This is a genomic window from Campylobacter sp. Cr9, from assembly GCF_020138295.1.
In the GTDB taxonomy this organism is placed as follows: domain Bacteria; phylum Campylobacterota; class Campylobacteria; order Campylobacterales; family Campylobacteraceae; genus Campylobacter_E.
The window spans coordinates 1-19,661 of sequence record NZ_JACGBH010000005.1; the positions used below are offsets into that span (position 1 = coordinate 1).

The 19,661-nt window shown below is 26.7% G+C and carries 17 protein-coding genes; 4 read left to right on the forward strand and 13 right to left on the reverse strand.

Annotated features, from left to right (window positions below; translation table 11 throughout):
• From AVANS14531_RS03260 to AVANS14531_RS03270, 3 genes are all read right to left on the reverse strand, one after another.
• Positions 1-852: cache domain-containing protein (locus tag AVANS14531_RS03260; protein WP_336611310.1), on the reverse strand; the 852-nt coding region annotated here is incomplete at its 3' end.
• Between the two features lie 69 nt (positions 853-921).
• Complete coding sequence (locus AVANS14531_RS03265; protein ID WP_239818027.1) at positions 922-1,884, reverse strand: sensor histidine kinase; 963 nt, start codon at positions 1,882-1,884, stop codon at positions 922-924.
• Positions 1,874-2,536, reverse strand: a complete 663-nt coding sequence (locus tag AVANS14531_RS03270) for a response regulator transcription factor (protein ID WP_336611311.1) — start codon at positions 2,534-2,536, stop codon at positions 1,874-1,876. The genes AVANS14531_RS03265 and AVANS14531_RS03270 overlap by 11 nt, the downstream gene beginning before the upstream one ends.
• A 167-nt stretch (positions 2,537-2,703) precedes the next feature.
• Between AVANS14531_RS03270 and AVANS14531_RS03275 the strand changes: the two genes are divergently transcribed.
• Positions 2,704-3,006, forward strand: a complete 303-nt coding sequence (locus AVANS14531_RS03275; protein WP_336611312.1) for a c-type cytochrome — start codon at positions 2,704-2,706, stop codon at positions 3,004-3,006.
• Between the two features lie 29 nt (positions 3,007-3,035).
• Here the strand turns inward: AVANS14531_RS03275 and AVANS14531_RS03280 are convergent, their stop codons facing one another.
• Together AVANS14531_RS03280 and AVANS14531_RS03285 are read right to left on the reverse strand one after the other, a co-directional pair.
• Positions 3,036-3,503 (reverse strand): YjiG family protein, encoded by a 468-nt coding sequence (locus AVANS14531_RS03280; protein WP_239818024.1) that lies wholly within the window; start codon positions 3,501-3,503, stop codon positions 3,036-3,038.
• On the reverse strand, positions 3,500-4,156 hold the full coding sequence (locus AVANS14531_RS03285; RefSeq protein WP_239818023.1) for a nucleoside recognition domain-containing protein: 657 nt from the start codon (positions 4,154-4,156) through the stop codon (positions 3,500-3,502). Before AVANS14531_RS03285 ends, AVANS14531_RS03280 begins: the two co-directional genes overlap by 4 nt.
• Before the next feature lie 77 nt (positions 4,157-4,233).
• Here AVANS14531_RS03285 and AVANS14531_RS03290 point away from each other — a divergent pair, with 77 nt between their 5' ends.
• The 3 genes from AVANS14531_RS03290 to AVANS14531_RS03300 are packed head-to-tail and all read left to right on the forward strand — an operon-like array spanning position 4,234 to position 7,563.
• Positions 4,234-5,325, forward strand: a complete 1,092-nt coding sequence (locus AVANS14531_RS03290; RefSeq protein ID WP_336611313.1) for an amidohydrolase — start codon at positions 4,234-4,236, stop codon at positions 5,323-5,325.
• Positions 5,326-5,332: 7 nt separating this feature from the next.
• Positions 5,333-6,484: a hypothetical protein gene (locus AVANS14531_RS03295; protein ID WP_336611314.1), complete on the forward strand. Its 1,152-nt coding sequence runs from the start codon at positions 5,333-5,335 to the stop codon at positions 6,482-6,484.
• Positions 6,485-6,537: 53 nt separating this feature from the next.
• Entirely contained in the window at positions 6,538-7,563 is a 1,026-nt protein-coding gene (locus AVANS14531_RS03300; protein ID WP_336611315.1) for a hypothetical protein, read from the forward strand.
• A 38-nt stretch (positions 7,564-7,601) separates the two neighbouring features.
• On the opposite strand, the gene AVANS14531_RS03305 is transcribed toward AVANS14531_RS03300, so the two are convergent.
• Genes AVANS14531_RS03305 through AVANS14531_RS03340 form a run of 8 tightly spaced genes read right to left on the reverse strand, consistent with a single transcriptional unit; the run spans position 7,602 to position 19,549 of the window.
• A complete protein-coding gene (locus AVANS14531_RS03305; RefSeq protein WP_336611316.1) occupies positions 7,602-8,765 on the reverse strand; it encodes a multidrug effflux MFS transporter in 1,164 nt (387 codons plus the stop codon).
• A 41-nt stretch (positions 8,766-8,806) separates the two neighbouring features.
• Positions 8,807-10,978, reverse strand: a complete 2,172-nt coding sequence (locus AVANS14531_RS03310) for a hypothetical protein (RefSeq protein ID WP_336611317.1) — start codon at positions 10,976-10,978, stop codon at positions 8,807-8,809.
• Positions 10,978-12,234, reverse strand: a complete 1,257-nt coding sequence (locus AVANS14531_RS03315) for a F390 synthetase-related protein (RefSeq protein ID WP_336611318.1) — start codon at positions 12,232-12,234, stop codon at positions 10,978-10,980. The genes AVANS14531_RS03310 and AVANS14531_RS03315 overlap by 1 nt, the downstream gene beginning before the upstream one ends.
• Entirely contained in the window at positions 12,227-13,057 is an 831-nt protein-coding gene (locus tag AVANS14531_RS03320) for an MBL fold metallo-hydrolase (RefSeq protein WP_336611319.1), read from the reverse strand. The genes AVANS14531_RS03315 and AVANS14531_RS03320 overlap by 8 nt, the downstream gene beginning before the upstream one ends.
• On the reverse strand, positions 13,042-13,980 hold the full coding sequence (locus AVANS14531_RS03325) for an NAD-dependent epimerase/dehydratase family protein (protein ID WP_336611320.1): 939 nt from the start codon (positions 13,978-13,980) through the stop codon (positions 13,042-13,044). The genes AVANS14531_RS03320 and AVANS14531_RS03325 overlap by 16 nt, the downstream gene beginning before the upstream one ends.
• Positions 13,965-14,921: a 3-oxoacyl-[acyl-carrier-protein] synthase III C-terminal domain-containing protein gene (locus tag AVANS14531_RS03330; protein WP_336611321.1), complete on the reverse strand. Its 957-nt coding sequence runs from the start codon at positions 14,919-14,921 to the stop codon at positions 13,965-13,967. Before AVANS14531_RS03330 ends, AVANS14531_RS03325 begins: the two co-directional genes overlap by 16 nt.
• 1 nt (position 14,922) lies before the next feature.
• Positions 14,923-18,369 carry an acyl-[ACP]--phospholipid O-acyltransferase gene (locus AVANS14531_RS03335; protein ID WP_336611322.1) on the reverse strand — a complete coding sequence of 1,149 codons (3,447 nt, stop codon included), beginning with the start codon at positions 18,367-18,369 and terminating at the stop codon, positions 14,923-14,925.
• A gap of 46 nt (positions 18,370-18,415) precedes the next feature.
• Positions 18,416-19,549 (reverse strand): metallophosphoesterase, encoded by a 1,134-nt coding sequence (locus tag AVANS14531_RS03340; protein WP_336611323.1) that lies wholly within the window; start codon positions 19,547-19,549, stop codon positions 18,416-18,418.
• Positions 19,550-19,661 lie beyond the last annotated feature (112 nt).

The window sequence follows — 19,661 nt, forward strand, 5'->3', positions numbered from 1 at the left end:
TTTTAATAAATCTCCTAAATTTTCATCAAAATCTTTATTTTCATTTGTGCTGCAAATTACCCAACCTAACTTATCATACACTACACAAATTGCATTTTTATCGTGATTTTCAAAAGTATATTGAATAGTTTTAAAGCCATTTTTATCTTTTGCTTTATTTAATTCTTCTTTAATTGTTTCTATAACTGGATTTTTCTTTAATTCATAATCTGGATTTGAATGTATTGTGAATTGATTATGTTTATCAAACGCAAAAATCGCATTTGTAGCTGAATATTTAAGTTTTAAAATATTATCTTTTAATGGTTTTAAAGTTAAATCTCCACCAACTACACCTATTATTTTTCCATCTTTTTTAACAGGTGCATAAATTGTAGCTACAACTGTTTTTAATCTATCATCAAAATAAATATCATCGCTTAAACCTACTTCCTTAGCATTTAAAGCTTCTTTAAACCAACCACGACCTCTAGCATCAAAACCATCAATTATATTAGCTGGAGTTTTTACATCAGCTTTATAAAAAGTCTTTCCATCTTTTACTTTTGCAAAATATAAAGCATTAAGACCTGAAGCAGAATATAATAAATTAATTCTTCTTAAAATCATATCTTCATTTGCATCTATATCTATTTCTTCAATAGCTTGAGCAAACTTAGTTGTAAAATTCATTTTACCTGCAAAATAAGCATCAATATAAAGCATAGTAGCTTCAAGAGTTTTTTGCTTGCCATTGTTTGAATACTCAATCGCATCAAACTTTGAACTATTATAGTTCATAACACCAAGAAAAATAAAACATATTACTAGCGGCACACTCACTAGCATTGGAATTTTGTTTGTTAATTTCATGATAGTCCTTTCATCAAAATTATTTAAAATTGATTATAAAATCAATGTATTAATTTAATCTTAATTATATTATTTATTTGTGTTTTTAAATACTAAAATAAATTCGCTTCCTTTGTTTGGTTCTGAATTAAGCATTATTTTAACTTTATGAATTCTTGCGATTTTTTTAACTATTGAAAGCCCTAAACCTGTGCCTTTTATGGCTTTATTACGACTTGTATCTTGTCTAAAGAATCTTTCATATATTCTATTTTGAATATCTTTAGAAATCCCTATACCTGTATCTTTTATAGATACAATAATTCGCTTTTTTTGAAATTTTGAACTTATAAAAATTAATCCATTATCAATATTGTATTTAATAGCATTGTCAATGATATTATAAAACATTGTCTTTATTAGCTTTTCGTTAGCAAAGAAAGCAAAATCGTTAAAATCTAAATTAATTTTAATATTCTTTTCTTTTAATTTAAACTCTAATTCTTTTATGATTTGCTCTAAAATATCTTTAATATTTACACTTTTCATATCAAAATTATTTACTTCATCTAAAAAAGAAAGCTTAATAATCTCATCTATCATTTCAAGCAAAGCACTTGATTGATTATAAATAGTATCAATGAATTGCTTTTCATCTTCTTTTTTTACTAAATTATTCTTAAGCATTTCAGAACTTAACATTATTGAAGTAAGCGGTGTTTTTAACTCATGAGTTACATTAGCACTAAACTCAGCTCTTATCTTTTTAAATTGTTTATTATGCTCTTTTACCTGAGTTAAAAATGTTTTTAATTCACTACAATTAAAATCCTTATCAAGCTCGTTAATATCTAATTCTAACAAAGGCTTTACTATTATTTTACTAATATAAAAAGCTAAAATTAAACCAAATACAACAACACATAAAAACGCAATAAAAATACTTTCTAATACAAATTCACTATTATGAACGATATATAAAACAAAAGCTTGTAATAAAATAAGTAAAAAAGATGAAATCAAAAAAATAGCAAAAAATATCCTAGTTCTCATCGCTTAATTTATACCCTACTCCACGAATTGTTATTATATATTTTGCATAATCTTTTAATTTATTTCTTAAAGTATTAATATGAATATCTAGCGTTCTACTAGAAATATTAGCTCCCCAAATCTCTTTTAAAATATCCTCTTTTTTAAGGCATATATTTTGATTTTTTACAAGATGAGTGAGTAATTCAAATTCTTTTAAAGTTAAATTAATTTCTAAATCATCAATACTTACATTTCTTGTTTTTAGATTAATCTTTAGATTTTTAAAAACAATCTCGCTACCAAAGTCAATTCTTCTTAAAACATTTCTAATTCTTGCTAAAAATTCTAAAATAGAAAAAGGCTTGCAAATATAATCACTTGCCCCCATATCAAGACCTTTTACCTTATCGCTTTCATTATTTAAAGCACTTAATAAAATAACTTCTATATTTTTTGTTTTTTCATTGCTTTTAATATTTTTTAAAACACTAAAGCCATCTTCACAAGGCAACATAATATCAAGGATTAAAATATTTGGTATTTGTATTCTCAAAGCTTCATAAAGTTCTTTAGCATTTTTAAAACCTTTTGCTTTAATATTTGAGCTCTCAAGTGCATATTTTACTAAGTCATTAATGCTAGAATCATCTTCTAAAATATAAACAAGCATAAGCTAATTCCTAATTCAAATTCTTTTTAAAAATCTTACATAAAATAAGTTAGTTTTCTAACTTGAGATTCATTATTAATTTAAATAAATTTTAAATATTATTTAAATTTTGGTTTGTTTATCAAAAAAAATTACAATTCTTCCACTTTTTTAACAAAGGAGACAAAATGAAAAAAGTATTATTAAGTTTAGCAGCGTTATCTTTATTAAGCACTGCAGCAATGGCAAGTGATGGAGCAGCTTTATATAAAAAATGCGTTGCCTGTCATGGAAAAGCAGCTGAGAAAAAAGCTCCAGGTGCAGAAGTTATCATCAATACTTTAGATGAAAAAACAATTTTAGAAGCATTACAAGGTTATAAAGCTGGAACATTTGGTGGTAAAGCTAAGAAAAATATGGAATTACAAGTTAAAAATCTTAGCGATGAAGATATGAAAGCTTTAGCTGCTTATATCGTAACTTTAAAATAATTCTTAAGTTCAGGAGTAATCCTGAACTCTTATACAAACTTTAAAATTATATTCATTACAAACATACAAATAAAAGCATTCAGAATACTTGTTAAAATAAGTAAAGGCCAATATTTTTTAGCAACTCCAGCAACTCCTAGTAATCTTCCTAAATACTGAAGCTGAGCTCCCATTAAAAATATTGCAGGTAGTATGATAGTAACTTGAACTTCATTTAAAATCCCACTTTTATATAAATTAGCAGCAACTCCAACACCAGCTGATGAACTAAGCCAAGCTGATAATAAAACGGTGATTGATTCTCCTGGTAAGCCAAAAACATTCATAATCACACCACAATAATCACCCAAAATTTTCATAATTCCTAAAATCTTTAGCATTTCTGCAATTATATAAGCCATTAAAACATTAGGAATTAAACTATAAATAGCGATATTAAAGCCTTTTTTAGCTCCAACTATAAAAATATCTAATGGATTTTTGCTCTCGTTATTCATTCAAAATCCTTTCTATAAAATGTATTTAGCACAATTCTTACAAAAATTGCTCCAACGAATTTGAGTATAAACATAACAACAAGTGGTATTAAATTAATGCAAACTAATTGACCTAAAAGCGCTGAACCTATTGCAAAAAAGTTATTAATCATTCCAGCACCACTATATTGCCAAGCAGCAATTACTATTAAATCTTTATCATTTATATAGTTTTTCTCCCTTGCTTCTTTACTCATAGCAGCTCCTGCATCAGTGCTTTGTAAATCAGTAATTAGTATAAGCCCACATAGACCTGGAACTCCTAAAATCGGCTTTAAAATAGGATTTAATAATTTTTGAGCAGCTTTTATAGCACCATAATGCTCCATTACTTCAATAACTCCAAGCGCAAGCATTACAGCAGGAATTAAACTAAAAGCGAATAAAAATCCAGCTCTAGCACCAAATCCACCACTACCAACAAATGTTGTGCCTTTAGCACCATCAACTCCTTTTACAACAGCACCAAAATTACCTGTTAAGGTGTTAAAATCAAATGCTTTTAACATATCATGGCCTGCTAAAAGTCCTGAAAAGAACAAAACCAAAAAGATTAAAGCAAGATAAGCACCTGGCTTTACCTTTCCTACTTCAAATTCCGTAGCTTTTTGCATACTTTCTCCTTTAAAAAGATTAAGAATTCTATTCTACAATAATTTTTAAGATTAGTAATAAAAATAAAGGAGTTAATATGGAAGTTATAAAACATTATGAATATTTACACGAGATTCCAGAGCTTGGATTTAATGAATTTAAAACAAGTGAATATTTAAAAACCACACTTAAAAACGCAGGATTTAAAATACAAGAATTAGACAAAACTGGCTTTTATACAGAGCTTGGCAGTGGTGATGAAATCATAGGTCTTAGAGCTGATATTGATGCTTTAGGGCATATTATAGATAATATTGCCTGTGCAAAACACACTTGCGGACACGACGCTCACATGTCAATGCTACTTTGTGCAGCCTTAAAAGCAAAAGAGCAAAATATCGTTAAAAATAAAAAAATAAGATTTATCTTCCAACCTGCAGAAGAACTTGGAAGTGGAGCTTTAAAAATGATTGAATTAGGAGCTTGCGATAATCTTAGTGCAATTTTTGGAATGCATATTCGCCCTATTCAAGAATGCCCAAGCCCTAAAGCAATCGCTTCAATGTATTATGCAGCAAGTGCAGCGATTAAAATAGATATAGTAGGCAAGGCTGCTCATGGAGCAAGGCCACATCTTGGAATTAATGCAATTGATATAGGAGTTAGCATAATTGATTTAGCAAGAAAGATTTATATAGATCCAAATAAACCTAGCAGCATAAAGGCTACAAGATTTATTTGTGATAGTGGAGTAACTAATTCAATTCCTAGTGAGGCTACTTTAGTATTTGATTTAAGGGCTCAGCATAATGAAAGCATGCAAGAAATGAAAGAAAAGCTTGAAAAAATCATCATAAATATGGCTAATACATACGATGCTAAAATAAATTATGAATACCTAATCAATATTCCTGCAGCTATAATTGACAAAAAACTTGCAAAAATCTGTGAAGAAGTGATTGTGGATACTTTAGGAGAAGACAATTTAATAAAAGAGCAATTCACACCTGGTGGAGAAGACTTTTTCTTCTATCCTATAAAACTAGGCATTCCATCGGCATTTATGGGGCTTGGAGTTGATTGCTCACCAGGGCTTCATCATCCACAAATGCAACTTAATAAAAACGCTTTAGAAAACGGAGTAAATCTATGGCTAAATTTAATCAAAAAATTAGAGAATTTGAAATAGGAATTAGATGAATTATAAATTAGGCATTATTTTATTAATTGATATATGTATTTTACTATGGCAAAATAGTTTTTTAAGCATTAGTATTTATGAACTAAATGAGCTTAGTTCAAGTAGTTTAAATGGCTTATTTGCTAACTTTGCCTTAAGTGTTTTTGGCACGGAATATATAAGATATGCTTATATTATTTTGCATATTTTAAGCAATATTTTACTATATAAAATCTCAATTAAATACCTTAAAAATAATGCCTATTTAGCTAATATTATTTTTAATCTTACTCCAGGAAGCCTAGCTTCTGCATTGCTAATAAACCCTGCTGGGCTTATTATATTTGTTTCATTGCTTCTTACTTATCTTGCGTTAAATAAGAAATTTTATATATTTTATGGGGTTTTAATAGCTTGTGTTTATATTGATAAAGCAATGATTTCATTGTTTATTGCTTGTATATTTTATGCATATTTTAATAGATTATCAAAATTATTAGTCTTATCAATTTTATTAATGTTTGCAACTTTTATAATCTATGGATATGACTTTTCTGGTAAGCCTAAAGGATATTTTTTAGATTCACTTGCGATTATGTCGGCTGTTTTTTCTCCGCCATTATTTTTGTATTTTTTCTATACGATTTATTATATTAGCTTTAAAGGTAAAAAAGATTTACTTTATTGCATAAGTGCAAGTGCTTTTATAATTTGCCTTATTTTATCATTTAGACAAAAGCCTGAAATTGCTGATTTTTTACCATTTTTATTACCTGCAATACCTTTGATTATTGCTAATTTTTTAAACTCTTTTAAAGTGCATTTACCACAATTTAGAGCTAAACATAATGTTATTTTATTTTTTATATTAACTTCTTTAGTAATTAGCTTTTTGTTTTTAATATTTAATCCATTTTTATATAGATTTATTGATGAAAACGAACATTTTGCTAAAAGCTATCATCTAAATAAAGAACTAGCAAAAGAGCTTAAATCTCGTGGAATTAATGAAATTAGCATACATAGTCAAAATTACAAAATCTTAGAATTTTATGGCTTAAAACCTTGCTATCAAAATTGCAAAATCGTAACTCCTTGCGAAAAAGGAAATATAAATATAAACTTTTTTGCTAAAGAATTTTCTTTTTGTTTAAGAAATGAAGATTAATTAATATTTAAGAAAAAGTAAAATAAAATCCTTTATCAATTAAAGGAGATTTAATGCAAGTTAATTTAAGCAACATCTACAACAATACTTATCATAAGATGGGTGAGAGTTTTGGCGGAGTAAAGAGCGAAAACGAACTAAAACAAATTGATGAAAACATCAAAAACAATAAAATAGACAATCTAAAAACAGGCGATAATAGTGGTAATAAAATCTATTTTGAAAACAAAAATGGCATAAGCTCTGCAAGTATTAGCGATGAAAGTTTAGCAAAATTGCAAAGCCATTTTGATAGTAAAGACTTTTATAAGCGTGAAGATGGGAGTATTATATTAAATGGTAATGCCGAAAAATATGTAAGTGGTTGGTTTAGCGATATTGCTTATGCTAGAGGATATGCAGCTGCTAATAAAAACAATAATGAATTTTTAAATAAAGATGAATTATTAGAGCTTAATGTAGTAGCAAAATTTAGCTTAGATGGTACAAATGCTAAAGATTATAAAGCTTATCAAAAAATTGAGCGTTTTTTGGCTGATAATACTACGATTTTAGATTCTGTTCCTAAAAACATTGATGAAGCCTTAAATCAAACAATATTATCAAATAGCGATTTTGATGATACTATAACTCTAGGCGAGAGCGAAGAATTTGCAAATAATGATAATTTACAAACTTCTTTAAATGTGAATATCTCATCAAATGAAATAAAAAGCATAAATGTAGATGATGAAGAAGCTAAGAAAAAACAAGAAATAGCAAACGCACTCTCAAGCCTTACAAGAATTAAAAATACAATAAATACAAATGGAGTAAAAGCACTTAGCAAGGCTGATTTAGATAAGCTTGAAATTTTAAATATTGATCCAAATTCCTTAGAAAATCCACAAAAACTAGAGCAATTAAACAAAGCTAGCGATAAAGCTAACGAACATTACGCAGAGTTTTTGCATGTTAGCAAGGAATTTATTGATAAAAATATGGCAAAAAGCGATGATTTTTTAGGAGATTTTACTCATGATAGTGCTGCTTTTGCAAAAGAATTGCTTGATAATAAATTAATAGATAAACTTGCTTAAAGAAATAGGAAATTACTTCCTATTTCATAATTTTAAACTTAAAACAATTTAATTATTCTTATTTTTAAAAGATATAAAATACTAGATAATAAGCAAAATACACTAATAACACAGGCTAAAGTAAAGCTTGTATTAGCATTCATAATCCCTACTAAAAACGCCGCAAATCCTGCGAAAATAAATTGCGAAGCACCTAAAATCGCCGAAGCACTTCCTGAGAAGCGTTTTGATTTACTCATTGCTTTTGTAACTAGATTTGGGGTAATAAAGCCTAGCATACATAAAGTTAAGAATAAAAACACGCTAAAAGTGTAAAAATTATTAGAAAAAATTATTAAAAGTATAGAATTAATAAACATTATTAAATAAGCAAAAAATATCACTTTAGCAACGCTAAATTTATTTGTAAAATAAATATTAAGCCTAGCAGCAATCATAAAACCTAAAGAATTAATACCAAAAATTAGCCCATATTCTTGCAAACTAATATTAAAAACCTTAGTAAAAATAAAGCTAGAACCACTAATATAAGCAAATAAAGAACACATAATTAAACTTGAGCTTAAAACATAAATTATAAAGCTTTTTTTAGATAAAACACTCTTATAAGCTGAGCAAATATTAAAGATTGAAAAAGCGATTTTATTATTATTGCTTTCTTTAAGATAAAAAATACTTAGCAATAATAAAACTATTCCTAAAGCAAAAAGAGTTATAAAAATACTTTGCCAAGAAAAATATTTAAGCAATAATCCACCAATGCTAGGAGAAATCATAGGAGCTATGCTTGAGCTAATCATCATTAATGAAAATACTGCAACAGCCTTTTGTTTAGAAAAGCAATCATTTACTATGGCTCTAGCTATTACAACTCCAGCACAACCGCCAAGAGCTTGCATAAATCTTAAAGTTATAAAAGTATAAATATCATCAACTAAAAAGCATAAAAAACTTGAAATTATAAAAATACTAAGACCTATAATTAAAGGTATTTTTCTACCATAAACATCGCTTAAAGGACCATAAATTAATTGTCCCAAAGCAAATGCTACGAAAAAACTTGCAATGCTAAGCTGGATAAAATATTCACTTGTTTTAAAACTATCTTGAACCAAACTTAAGGCTGGTAAATACATATCAGTTGCTAAGGGTGCAATAGCACTTAAAAATGCTAAAATTAAAATAAAAAATTTTTCTTTCATAAAATACTCCTTAATTACTGATATTGCCTTAATTTGGTAATTTATAATTTGTATTTTTTCAAAATTTTTGCATAAAACTTAGTAGAAATTTTACTTAGTATTAAAACAATAAATCTTTTTAAAAACGGCAAATGTTTTATGTATAAAAAGCTATATTCAATACAAGGACTTAATTTACGATTTGTCTTAAAAATAGGAGCACCTGAGCTTAGATTTAAAAATTTTTTAGTATTTTTGCAATACTCTAATATAAAGCATTGCAAGGCTCTATAAAGAGTGCCAAGTTCTTTTTGCTTACTCATTTTATAGCCAAGCAAAGGAACGCTTATATAATCATTATTTTGCATAAAGCTTACAAATCCTACAATTTCTTGCGATTTATCAAGCATATAATAAGAGTCTAAAATATTATTTTTTTCTAAATTACATAAATAAACGCTAGAAAATTGTGGATTAAAATAAGAATATTTTTCTAAATACAATTCATTATAAAGCTTTAAAGCCTTAGCAAAATCATCATTTACTTTTATAAAACTAAAGTCTTTTAAGAGCTTTTTATCATCTTTAAAATCTCTTGAAAGCTCTAATAATTCATAATCATTCATCAAATACACTTGCCTAGTAGCTAACATTACAAAATCATTATTTTTTAAAAAGTTAAACAAATGTGGATTTTGCACTTCATTTACACATCTTAAAGCTAGGATTTTTTTAGTATTTTTTAGTTTAGAAAAATCGTTTAAAAATTTAGTGTTTAAAAACTCATAATTTTCCCAATGTTTTTCATATAAATTAGTGCTAAAACAATGATTATTTATAAAAATAATATCATCAATATATTTAATTATTTTTTCAAAAATACTAATTAAAACCTTGCAAACCTGCCTTATAAAAGGATTTTCTAGCTTTATTAATTCATCTTTTGCAATATAAATAAGCCCTCTTAAAGACGCTGTAAAACACTGATTATCATTAGTATAAATAATGTCCGTATAAAAAATATTATCAAGTTTTTTGATATTTACATTTACATTTTTTATAAGCTCATTCGTTGGCTCATAAAAAGCATTTAAAAATCTAGTTTTAAAATCATCTTCTTTAATATCATCTAAATAATAATCATTTAAAGCGTTAAATTTTATATCTTTTGTGCTTGCATCACTTAAATTATAAGATATTTTAAAAAGCCCATAAACATAAAAAATAAAATCTCTAATTCCTATTTCAAATTCCTTTAAAACATCACTTGCTTTATAGTAATCTTTAAATAATTTTGCAAGCTTTAATTCTTTTAAGGATTTTATAAAAAACATATATAAAATACTTTTTCCAACTCTTAAATGAGAATTAGTATTATTTATAAAATGAAGACCGCTTGTTGCTCTAGGATTACATTCTATTAGATATAAGCTGATTTTTTCATCATTTTTTTGCATTAAAAAATCAAAGGCAATTTGCCCATTTAGCTTAAAATTAATTCCTAATTCTTGCATAAAATTAAAAATACATTTATTAATATTTTCATCATCTATTCTTACAAAATAAGAGCCTGCTGAATTATTGATTAAATACCTACTATCATAGACAATATGCTCTTTTAAAATACCATTTTCAAATATTGCGTAATTACAAATTTGATTAGCATTTATTTTTTCTTGTAAAACATAAGGATTATTTAGACTAATATTAAGCTTATTTATATCAATATTTCTAATCACATTTAAGCCAAATCTTGAATAAATAGGCTTTAAAATAAACTTACTTAAATCATACTTTTTAAGCAAACTAACATTATTTATATAATAACTTTTTGGATATTTAATGCTTACATTTTTATAACTTAAATTTCTCATATCTTTTAAGGCTGAAAAAATACTAAATTTATTATGAAAAGTAAGCAAAAAAGAAGTTTTAGGTATAAAGAATTTATATTCTTCATTAGGATTTATCTTTAAATACAAATCCCTTGCCTGTGCTATATAAAAAATCTCTTCGCAATTACAAATAATCTTATCAACTTGTTTAAAAAGCTTAAAATACTCATTACAAAAATTATAAAAATCAAATCTAGGGCTAGGCATTTTTATATAATTTATATTTTTATTTAGCAAAATAAAATCAATTGAATCAGCGAAAATTAATTCATCATTTTTTAAAATCTTTAACCATTCAAAGCTAACAGGAGCTCTTGCACCAGTGATTAATACACGCATTAAATGACCTTTATTCTAATTCTTTTATTCATAAATTCAAATCTTTCATATTGCTTAATCACAATTTTTGGACTAATAATATTTAAGTCTTTAAATAAAAATTCTAAATTATTCTTAAGTTCAAGTTCGTATTCTAAATTGTCTATATAAGCAAATAATTCATAATTTTGCTTATTAAAAACAAAGCAATATTCATTAATTTCTTTTGTTCTTAAAACAGCTCTTCTTAAAAAATCAGGAAAAAGCAAAAAATCCTTATTAAATTTATCTTTAAGATAAATTATCTCATCACATCTTCCTTCAATTCTACTAATTTTAATTCTAGCTGAGCCACATTCACAAGGGCTATTATCAATATGCAAAATATCATTTAATCTATATCTTATAATAGGTTGAGTTTGTCTTTTAAAATCCGTAATAATCGGAACAAATCTAGTTTCATCAAGCCATTCTTTTTCAAAATACACAATATCTTCATTTAAATGCAAATGTCCAAAACTACAAGTATGAGCCAAAAATCCTTCAGTGCATTGATAAATCTCGTGTATTGTTTGATTAAATCTAGCTTTTAATTTATCTTTTATATGTGGCTCAAGTGTTTCAGCAACTGAAATAATTTTGCAAGGTTTTATATCCAAATTATTAGCATTTGCAAGATAGCTTAAAACACTTGCTGGTGCTATTAAAATATCAGGCTTATAAGCATTTAAGCTAGTTATATGCTCTTTTATATTTTTATAAAGGTCAAAAAATCTAAATTCTAAAAAGCTTTTATTAGTGCTTTCGTATAAATTACTATTTGCTCTTAAGAAAAATGCTATTTTTCTTTTTTTAAAATATGGTTTTGGTAGCATTTTTTTAAGCATATAGCCACTCCAAATAGCTATTTCTTCATCGCTTAGCAAAAACACTCCACGATTTTGTGAAGTTCCTGAGCTAAGTCCTATTGTAATGTTTTTCTTTTTTATCTTTAATTTAGAAGAAAAATCCCTACTATCTTCTGCTTTTATAGCTATATTAAACGCTGTTTTTTCATCAATATTTAAAGTATTTATTTTAGAAAAATTATCCATAAAAATCTTTTTATCAATAATATTAAAATCCTTTAAATCTAATGATTTTGGATAAAAATCACTATTTAAATTTTTTAAGAATTTGAATAAGGAATTTGCTTGATGTTTATTTAGTTTTTGCCTTGATTTATAATCTTTTGTAAGTATAAAAGTCTTTAAAAATAAATAAAGTTTTTTAAGCATTTTTTAGCCCTTTTATAAGTTTATTTATACTGCTTTCGCAATGACTTGGAACTATTAAAACATTAGGATTTTGCTTAGAAAAAATCTGTAATTTTTCTAAAGTTTCATAAAATTTTTTACTATCATCAAAAAGCAAATTAGCTATCTTAGAAGGCTTTATATTTTCTTCAATACTTTTTATATCCCACACTGCATCAGAAACTAATAATACTTCTAAATCATTATATTTAAAAGCTAAACCAAATTGAGCCTTTGCATGTCCATCTAGTCTAAAAATCCTAAAAACATCAAGCCATAAAAACTCATCAAATAATTCATTTTTTATCTTTGTTAAACTTTCAATATCAACTAACTTTTCTAAAAAATCATCTGGAATTAGCTCTTTTAAAAAGCCGTTTTTTAGTGCTAATAAATTATTTTTATTAAATAATTTTTCAAATTCACTCCTAGAACTTACAAAAAAACTATCCTTAAAATCAAGCAAACCACCTATATGATCGGCATGAAAATGAGATATAAAAATATAATCAATCTTGTTTATTCCATCAATTTCAAGCAATTCTTTTAGGCTTTTTTTAAGCTTTACAGGGGTTATTAGTGCATATAATTTATTTGGAAATTTTGCAGTTGCATTAAAAAAATGCTTAGAATATCCACTATCAAATAAAACATTTAAAACCTTGCCCTTAAAAAGCACTTCAAAATAAACACTCAAGGCTAAAAAATTAGTCTTTTGCAATTTCTCACTACTTAAGGCTATATTTTTATAACTTTTACAAGAGCCTGTTATATAAACCTTTGCTTTTATTATTTTGCTTTGCATTTTAAAAGCCCATCTTTTATAGAGTAAATTGGCTCATATCCTAAAATTTCTTTTGCCTTGCTAATATCTAGCGTTTGAGAATAAGATATTAAGCCTAAGGTATAGTTTGTAATCAAAGGCTCTTTTATAAGCTTTGCTTTAGCTAAAAGTTCGCTAGTATTTGCAAATATTTTTAAAGCTTTTTGATTTACTTTTTTTATCTTTAAATTTGGCTCTAAAATATCTTGTATTAAAGTATAAATATCTTTTAATTTTAAGCTCTCATCATTTGTTATATTAAAAACTAAATTTTCATCATATTTACTAGCTAAATAAATAGCATGAGCTACATTTGCTGAATATGTTATATCGCAAATTACCTCATCATTTACTAAAGGCATAAAATTAAGCTTTTTAAGCCTTGGAAGCAATACATTATCATATTCTCCAAATATCCCTCTAGGTCTTAAAATCACATATTTTAAACCTGAAGCTAAAACTAAATGCTCCGCTAAAAACTTTGTATATGTATATAAACTTGCAAATTTTTTAATCACTAAATCTTCTTTAATATTAAAGCGATTTGTATAATCAAAATAAATGCTAGGACTTGAAATAAAAATTATTTTTTCTATACAATGTTCTTTTGCTGCTTTTATAATATTTGAAGTTGCTAAAACATTATGCTTATAAAACTCATCTAAACTACCCCAAGCAGAGCTTAAAGCAGCTGAATGTATAAGACAATTTGCCTTTGAAAATACATTTAAAACCTCATCTAAATTACTTAAATCGCATTTTTTAAAATTAGCATTTAGACTAGCTCCGATTACTTCATTTCTACCAAGAGCTAAAATACTATCTTTATCATTAATATAATCAATAAAAGCCCTTCCTAAGCCACCAGTTGCACCTGTTAAAATATAATCTAAGGTTTTTGCCATAATACACATCCTAGCGAAACTCCTGCACCAGTGCCTAAAAATAATAATTTTTCGCCACTTTTTAAGTCTTTGGTTTTAATTACGAAATTAAGTGCAATTGGAAGTGATGATGCTATTTGATTTCCGTGGTTTTCAAAAATATTTATAATTTTTTCGCTAGGCAATTTTAAATATTTTATAGCGTTTTTTAAAGAACTAAAACTTGCTTGATGTGGAATAATATAAGAAATTTCATCATAATTTATATTACAATCTGCTAAAAATGCAGGCATTTCATTCATTACAAGCCTAAATAATTCCTTGCCATTCATACAAAATTGCCCTAATTTGCTTTGGTCTTTATAATCTCTTGGATTATACAAATACCCACCTGATTTTAAAGTACAAATTTCATAACCACTTGAGCAAGTGTAAAAATTACTTTTAATTAATCCCCCACTTGATGATTTTTTAAAAATAACTGCACTAATGCCATCTCCAAACAATCCTGCTGTGCCAAGATTTTCCCAATCAAGCCCAACGCTTGCTACATCAACGCTAACAAATAAAATATATTCGAATTCTTCAATCATTCTACTAGCAATATCAAATGCTCTTAAAAATGATAAACAAGTCATATTCACATCAAAACTTCCAACATTACTTGAAAGCTTTAATAATCTATGAATATTTGAAGCATTGTATGGAATCGCCATTTTATTTACTGCACCAGAACTTATAATACAAGCAATTTTATCTTTAGTAATATTTGCATTTTTTAAAGCTTCATCAACGGCTTTTAAAATATATTCATCAATATCCTTTACATCATCAAAAAAATGTCTTGATTTTAGCTTTGTAACCTTCTCTATACTTGATAGATTAAACTTCTTCTCAAGCTCATTATTGCTAACTTCTCTAGGTAAAGCTACTCCTATTCCTGCTATATCAATATTTCTCATTTTAAATTCCTAATTCAAATTCTTTTGCTAAAGCCTTTACTTTAGAATAATCTACCTTGCCACTTCCTAAAATAGGCATAGCATTTGTATGAATATATAAACTTGGCTTATAAATTGCAAGCATTTCGCTTTGCTTTATTAAATCTACAAGATTATTAAACTCGCTCTCATCACATTCAATTACAAGTGCTATTAATTCTCCTTTTTTGCTATCTTCAAGTGAAGTTGCACATACTTTTAAATCCCCTGTAATTTTTGCTACCATTTCTTCAACTAATCCAAGCGAAATCATCTCTCCGCCGATTTTTGCAAACCTTGAATATCTATCTACGATATATAAAAATCCATCTTCATCTAAATGTCCTTTATCGCCTGTTTTATACCATCTAATGCCATCAATTTCTACTATTACTTCATTAGTTTTATTAGTATCGTTTAAATATCCTTGCATTACTTGATGTCCGCCTATTAAAATAAGCCCGTCTTCATTTACTCCAAGCTCTTTAAGGCTATTTGGATCAACTATTCTAATAGCCGTGCCAATTAGTGGCATTCCAACACTTCCAACTTTATTTGCTCTATGTAAAGTCCAATAAGTGCTATCAAATTGATTTGGCAAATTCACACTAGCAACTGGCGTTGTCTCAGTAGCTCCGTAACCTTCATAAATATTCTTTTTAAACTTTAGTTCAAATGCTGTTTTAATCTCAGGCTTTAATTTCTCAGCCCCTGCAACTACAATTCTAAGACTTTCAAACATAATTTCATCAAGCTTTTTATTTCTTGCATATATTCCTAAAAATGTTGAAGTTGCGCACATAATACTAACTTCATTTTTTACAATAACTTTTGCAATGCCTAAAGCATCGGTTGGATCAGCATAGGTTGCACTCTTAATTCCTTCAATTAATGGCATAAAAGTTGTAACCGTTAGACCAAATGCGTGAAATGGTGGTAAAGATGCAAGAATTACATCATTATTTCTAGCACAAATTACATTTGAGATTGAACTAATATTGCTTAAAATATTTTTATGACTTAGCATTACACCTTTTGGCGTGCCTTCACTTCCACTGCTAAATAATATTGCTGCTGTTTTTTCATTGCTATAATTTTTTGTAAATATTGCCTTTAGCATAAAACTTGGCAAAATTGTGCTTATAAATATATAGCTTAAAACTTTTACTTTTTCTTTTTTAAAGCGACTAACTATATCTTCTAAATAAATTAATTTAACATTATCTAACTCAAGCTTAAAGCCTTTGTTTTCAAGCTTTTCTAAGAATTTTTTAGATGTATAAATATGCTTTATATTTGCATTTAAAATGGCTTTTTTAATAGCAGTAATTCCTGCTGTATAGTTTAGATTTACAACGCACTTTCCAGCGATTAAACTTGCTAGATTTACTAAACTTGAAGCAAAAGAAGCTGGTAAAATTATTCCGATATTATCATTATTAGGGATTTTTTTGCTAAGCATTAGGCTTAAAGCTAAAAGTTTTTTATAACTTATTTCTCCTGCTAAAGGATCGCTTATAGCTATATTTGATGAATTCTTTTTAGCTGTATCAATGAATGATTTTTCTATGCTAGTAAGATTATCGCATTGAAGTTTTGTAGCAATAAAAGATAATTCAAATACCTTTTGCTTTAATTTTTCTTTACTTGTATGAATACTTAAAGGCTTGCTAAATGCTAGAGAAATTTGTCTTTTTGATATTTTTTTATTACTTAAATTATATTCTTCTTTACTTCTTGAAAACGAACTTCCCCAAAGCCCATAAATATAAAAAGCAATGATAACTCCATCATTTTCACTAAGATTTTTACAAGCTAATTCATATCCACTTTTAAATTCATTCAAATGTCCGTGTCTTGAGAGTGTGCCTTCAGGAAACAAACATACTATTTCGCCTTTTTTAATAAAACTAGCTATTAATTCTAAGGCTTCTTTACTTGCAGCTTGATTTACAGGAATTACTCCAAAATGCTTTACAAACATTCTAATATACCATTTTTGATAGTATTTTCTCTCCATTACAAAATGAACTTTTTTAGGAATAGCCATTTGTATAATAGCCCAATCAATAAAAGAAATATGATTTCCTAATAACAACACTCCGCCACTTTGTGGGATATTTTCAAAGCCATTTACAAATAATCTATATTTTTGCAAAAACGCTAAGCTTACTAATATTCTTACCAAAGAAAAAGGTAGTTTTAAAACAACATATAAAGAACCACAAAGAGCAACTAAAACAATGAAATAAAACAAATATAAAACATCAATTTGTAAATACGCAAACAAGGTTGCAATAATTACAAAACTTAGCATAAAAATATTTTGAATAAAGTTATTTCCTGCTAAAACTACGCCTAATTCATTTTCTTTAGCATTAAATTGCACTAAAGAGCTAAGCGCAACCACAAAGCAACTTCCACTAACTCCAAATATAAAAAATACTAAGGCAAATAAACTTAAGCTATTTATAAAACTAATTAAAATTGAGCATATTAATATGCCTAATGCACCAAGTGGAATAAGCCCTAATTCAATGTAGTTTTTAGAAAATCTTCCTGCTATTATTGAGCCAACGATTACGCCTATTGCACTTGCTGCTAATACTAATTGCACATAAAATGTATTGCTTTCGTTTAGATGATTTTTAGCAAATACAGGAAAAGATACTAAATAAAGCTGTGAAATTGCCCAAAATAATGAAATACCTATTATGCTAAGCCAAATTGTATTGTTTTTAAAGATTAGGCTAAGGTTGTTTTTAAGCAATTTTGCTCTTAAATAATCTGCTTTATTAAAGGCTAAATCTTTATTATCTGCTCTAGTTTCTGGTAAAGTTCTTGCTAATAAATATTCACAAAATGCAAAAAGAACTAAGATAATTCCTAAAGGAGCAACCTGCATTAAAATATCTTCTTTACTAATAAAAATATCTAAAAGCATTTCAAAACCAAGCGAAAACACTAGCATTCCAAGTAAAATAGCTATTATGCTAACAGCATTAATACTAGCATTACCGATAGCAAGTTTTTTAACACCAACTAATTCTTTAATATAGCCGTATTTTGCAGGAGAATAAAAGGCTGATTGTATGCCTAGAATTAAAGTCATTATAAATGCTAAATAAAAATTACCTAAATAATATGAAAAGCAAATTATTAAGAGTAAAAATACATTAATTAAAGCTGAGATTTTCATAACTTTATTTTTTGAAAATCTATCTGCTAAAAAGCCTGAAAGTGAAAATGCGAAAATATAAGGTAATAATATCAAAGCATTTATGATAGCTGTAAGTAATAATTGCGTGCTTCCTTCATAAACCTTATAAATCGTATTTTGAATTATAATTTTATGCCCTAAATCTACAAAGGCATTTAAAAACCCTATTGTTAAAAAAGCAATTATGCCTTTAATTTTAAAAAAGTCCATCAAAACCCCCTTAATTTAGCTAATATTACCTAAAGTGTAATAATGATTACTCTTTGCTCGTTAAATTAATCATCACTATCTCACTTTTTGCAATTAGTCTTGCAACAACTCCCCAAAAACCTGCTCCACTTGTTACATATATTTTGTATTTTTCATAATATCCATATAAAAATCCTTGCTCAAGCTTTACAGCTAAGCTAAATGGGAAAATCTGCCCTGCATGAGTATGACCTGCTAGAATCAAATCATACGAGCTTACATCATGCAATTTTACGAATTTTGGCTGATGAGTTAGCAAAATATTTGCCTTTAAAGAGTTTGGCTTTAAGGCGTTTATATCAGGCTTAAAGGTATTTAGCTTATTTCCCATCAAATCATTTACACCTGAGATTACAAAATCATTAAATTCTATGCTTTTATTATCTAAAATATTTATATTATATTTTTTTAATTCTTCTACTATGCTTGCAACTCCGTGATAATATTCATGATTGCCTAAGACATAAAAAGTGCCATAAGTTGAGCTTAAATCATTTAAATAATGAAGGCATTTAATATCTTTAATAGAGCCATCAATTAAATCCCCAGAAATTGCTACTAAATCAGGCTTTTGTTCGTTTATTCTATCTACGATTTTTTTAAAAAAATCATCATTTAGATTTCTTTTTAGATGAATATCTGCTATTAGGGCTATTTTAAGATTATTTTTAAGCTTATTATTGCTTAGTGTAATATTCTTAATTTTAGGAGTTTTGATAGCATTTTTGCATACTTTATAAAAGAAGAAAAAGGCTAAAAAAGTATAAACGATAGAAAGCTCAAAACTAATCTTGCTTAAAAATATGCAAAATAACGGAATAAATATTACAATCTCCCAAATATCAATATTTTTAGCAAAATCTATTGAATAAATCTGCTTATTTTTAAGATATTGAAAACTCATTAAAATTAAAAAAACCAAAGTGCTAAAAATAAGCAAAATCAAAGTATAAAACAAAAGCTCTTTTACTAAATTTATATCACTTAAAATATTTATCTCAAGTGCAAATATCAAAGAAAACAAAGCTACAATTAATTTTCTAATTTTATTAAAAGTATTTAATTTTATTACTCTTAAAAGAATGTTTGCATTAGTAAAAAATATAGCCAAAAAATACAAAATACTAAAAACAATATTCATTTTTAATCCTTTTTAGTTTTTATTATTATAAAGATTTATAGTGTTTTTAAACTAAATCAAAATTTGTAATTCCTATTTCAAATTCTTTGAAATTTATAATATCCTTAAGATT

What these genes read in the sequence shown, in the direction of transcription:
- AVANS14531_RS03305 (WP_336611316.1), bottom strand. Translation starts at nt 8,765, where the DNA reads ATGAAAGAAAAATTTTTTATTTTAATTTTAGCATTTTTAAGTGCTATT.
- AVANS14531_RS03270 (WP_336611311.1), bottom strand. Translation starts at nt 2,536, where the DNA reads ATGCTTGTTTATATTTTAGAAGATGATTCTAGCATTAATGACTTAGTA.
- AVANS14531_RS03325 (WP_336611320.1), bottom strand. Translation starts at nt 13,980, where the DNA reads ATGGCAAAAACCTTAGATTATATTTTAACAGGTGCAACTGGTGGCTTA.
- AVANS14531_RS03265 (WP_239818027.1), bottom strand. Translation starts at nt 1,884, where the DNA reads ATGAGAACTAGGATATTTTTTGCTATTTTTTTGATTTCATCTTTTTTA.
- AVANS14531_RS03280 (WP_239818024.1), bottom strand. Translation starts at nt 3,503, where the DNA reads ATGAATAACGAGAGCAAAAATCCATTAGATATTTTTATAGTTGGAGCT.
- AVANS14531_RS03310 (WP_336611317.1), bottom strand. Translation starts at nt 10,978, where the DNA reads ATGCGTGTATTAATCACTGGTGCAAGAGCTCCTGTTAGCTTTGAATGG.
- AVANS14531_RS03340 (WP_336611323.1), bottom strand. Translation starts at nt 19,549, where the DNA reads ATGAATATTGTTTTTAGTATTTTGTATTTTTTGGCTATATTTTTTACT.
- AVANS14531_RS03295 (WP_336611314.1), top strand. Translation starts at nt 5,333, where the DNA reads ATGAATTATAAATTAGGCATTATTTTATTAATTGATATATGTATTTTA.
- AVANS14531_RS03275 (WP_336611312.1), top strand. Translation starts at nt 2,704, where the DNA reads ATGAAAAAAGTATTATTAAGTTTAGCAGCGTTATCTTTATTAAGCACT.
- AVANS14531_RS03300 (WP_336611315.1), top strand. Translation starts at nt 6,538, where the DNA reads ATGCAAGTTAATTTAAGCAACATCTACAACAATACTTATCATAAGATG.
- AVANS14531_RS03290 (WP_336611313.1), top strand. Translation starts at nt 4,234, where the DNA reads ATGGAAGTTATAAAACATTATGAATATTTACACGAGATTCCAGAGCTT.
- AVANS14531_RS03320 (WP_336611319.1), bottom strand. Translation starts at nt 13,057, where the DNA reads ATGCAAAGCAAAATAATAAAAGCAAAGGTTTATATAACAGGCTCTTGT.
- AVANS14531_RS03330 (WP_336611321.1), bottom strand. Translation starts at nt 14,921, where the DNA reads ATGAGAAATATTGATATAGCAGGAATAGGAGTAGCTTTACCTAGAGAA.
- AVANS14531_RS03315 (WP_336611318.1), bottom strand. Translation starts at nt 12,234, where the DNA reads ATGCTTAAAAAACTTTATTTATTTTTAAAGACTTTTATACTTACAAAA.
- AVANS14531_RS03335 (WP_336611322.1), bottom strand. Translation starts at nt 18,369, where the DNA reads ATGGACTTTTTTAAAATTAAAGGCATAATTGCTTTTTTAACAATAGGG.
- AVANS14531_RS03285 (WP_239818023.1), bottom strand. Translation starts at nt 4,156, where the DNA reads ATGCAAAAAGCTACGGAATTTGAAGTAGGAAAGGTAAAGCCAGGTGCT.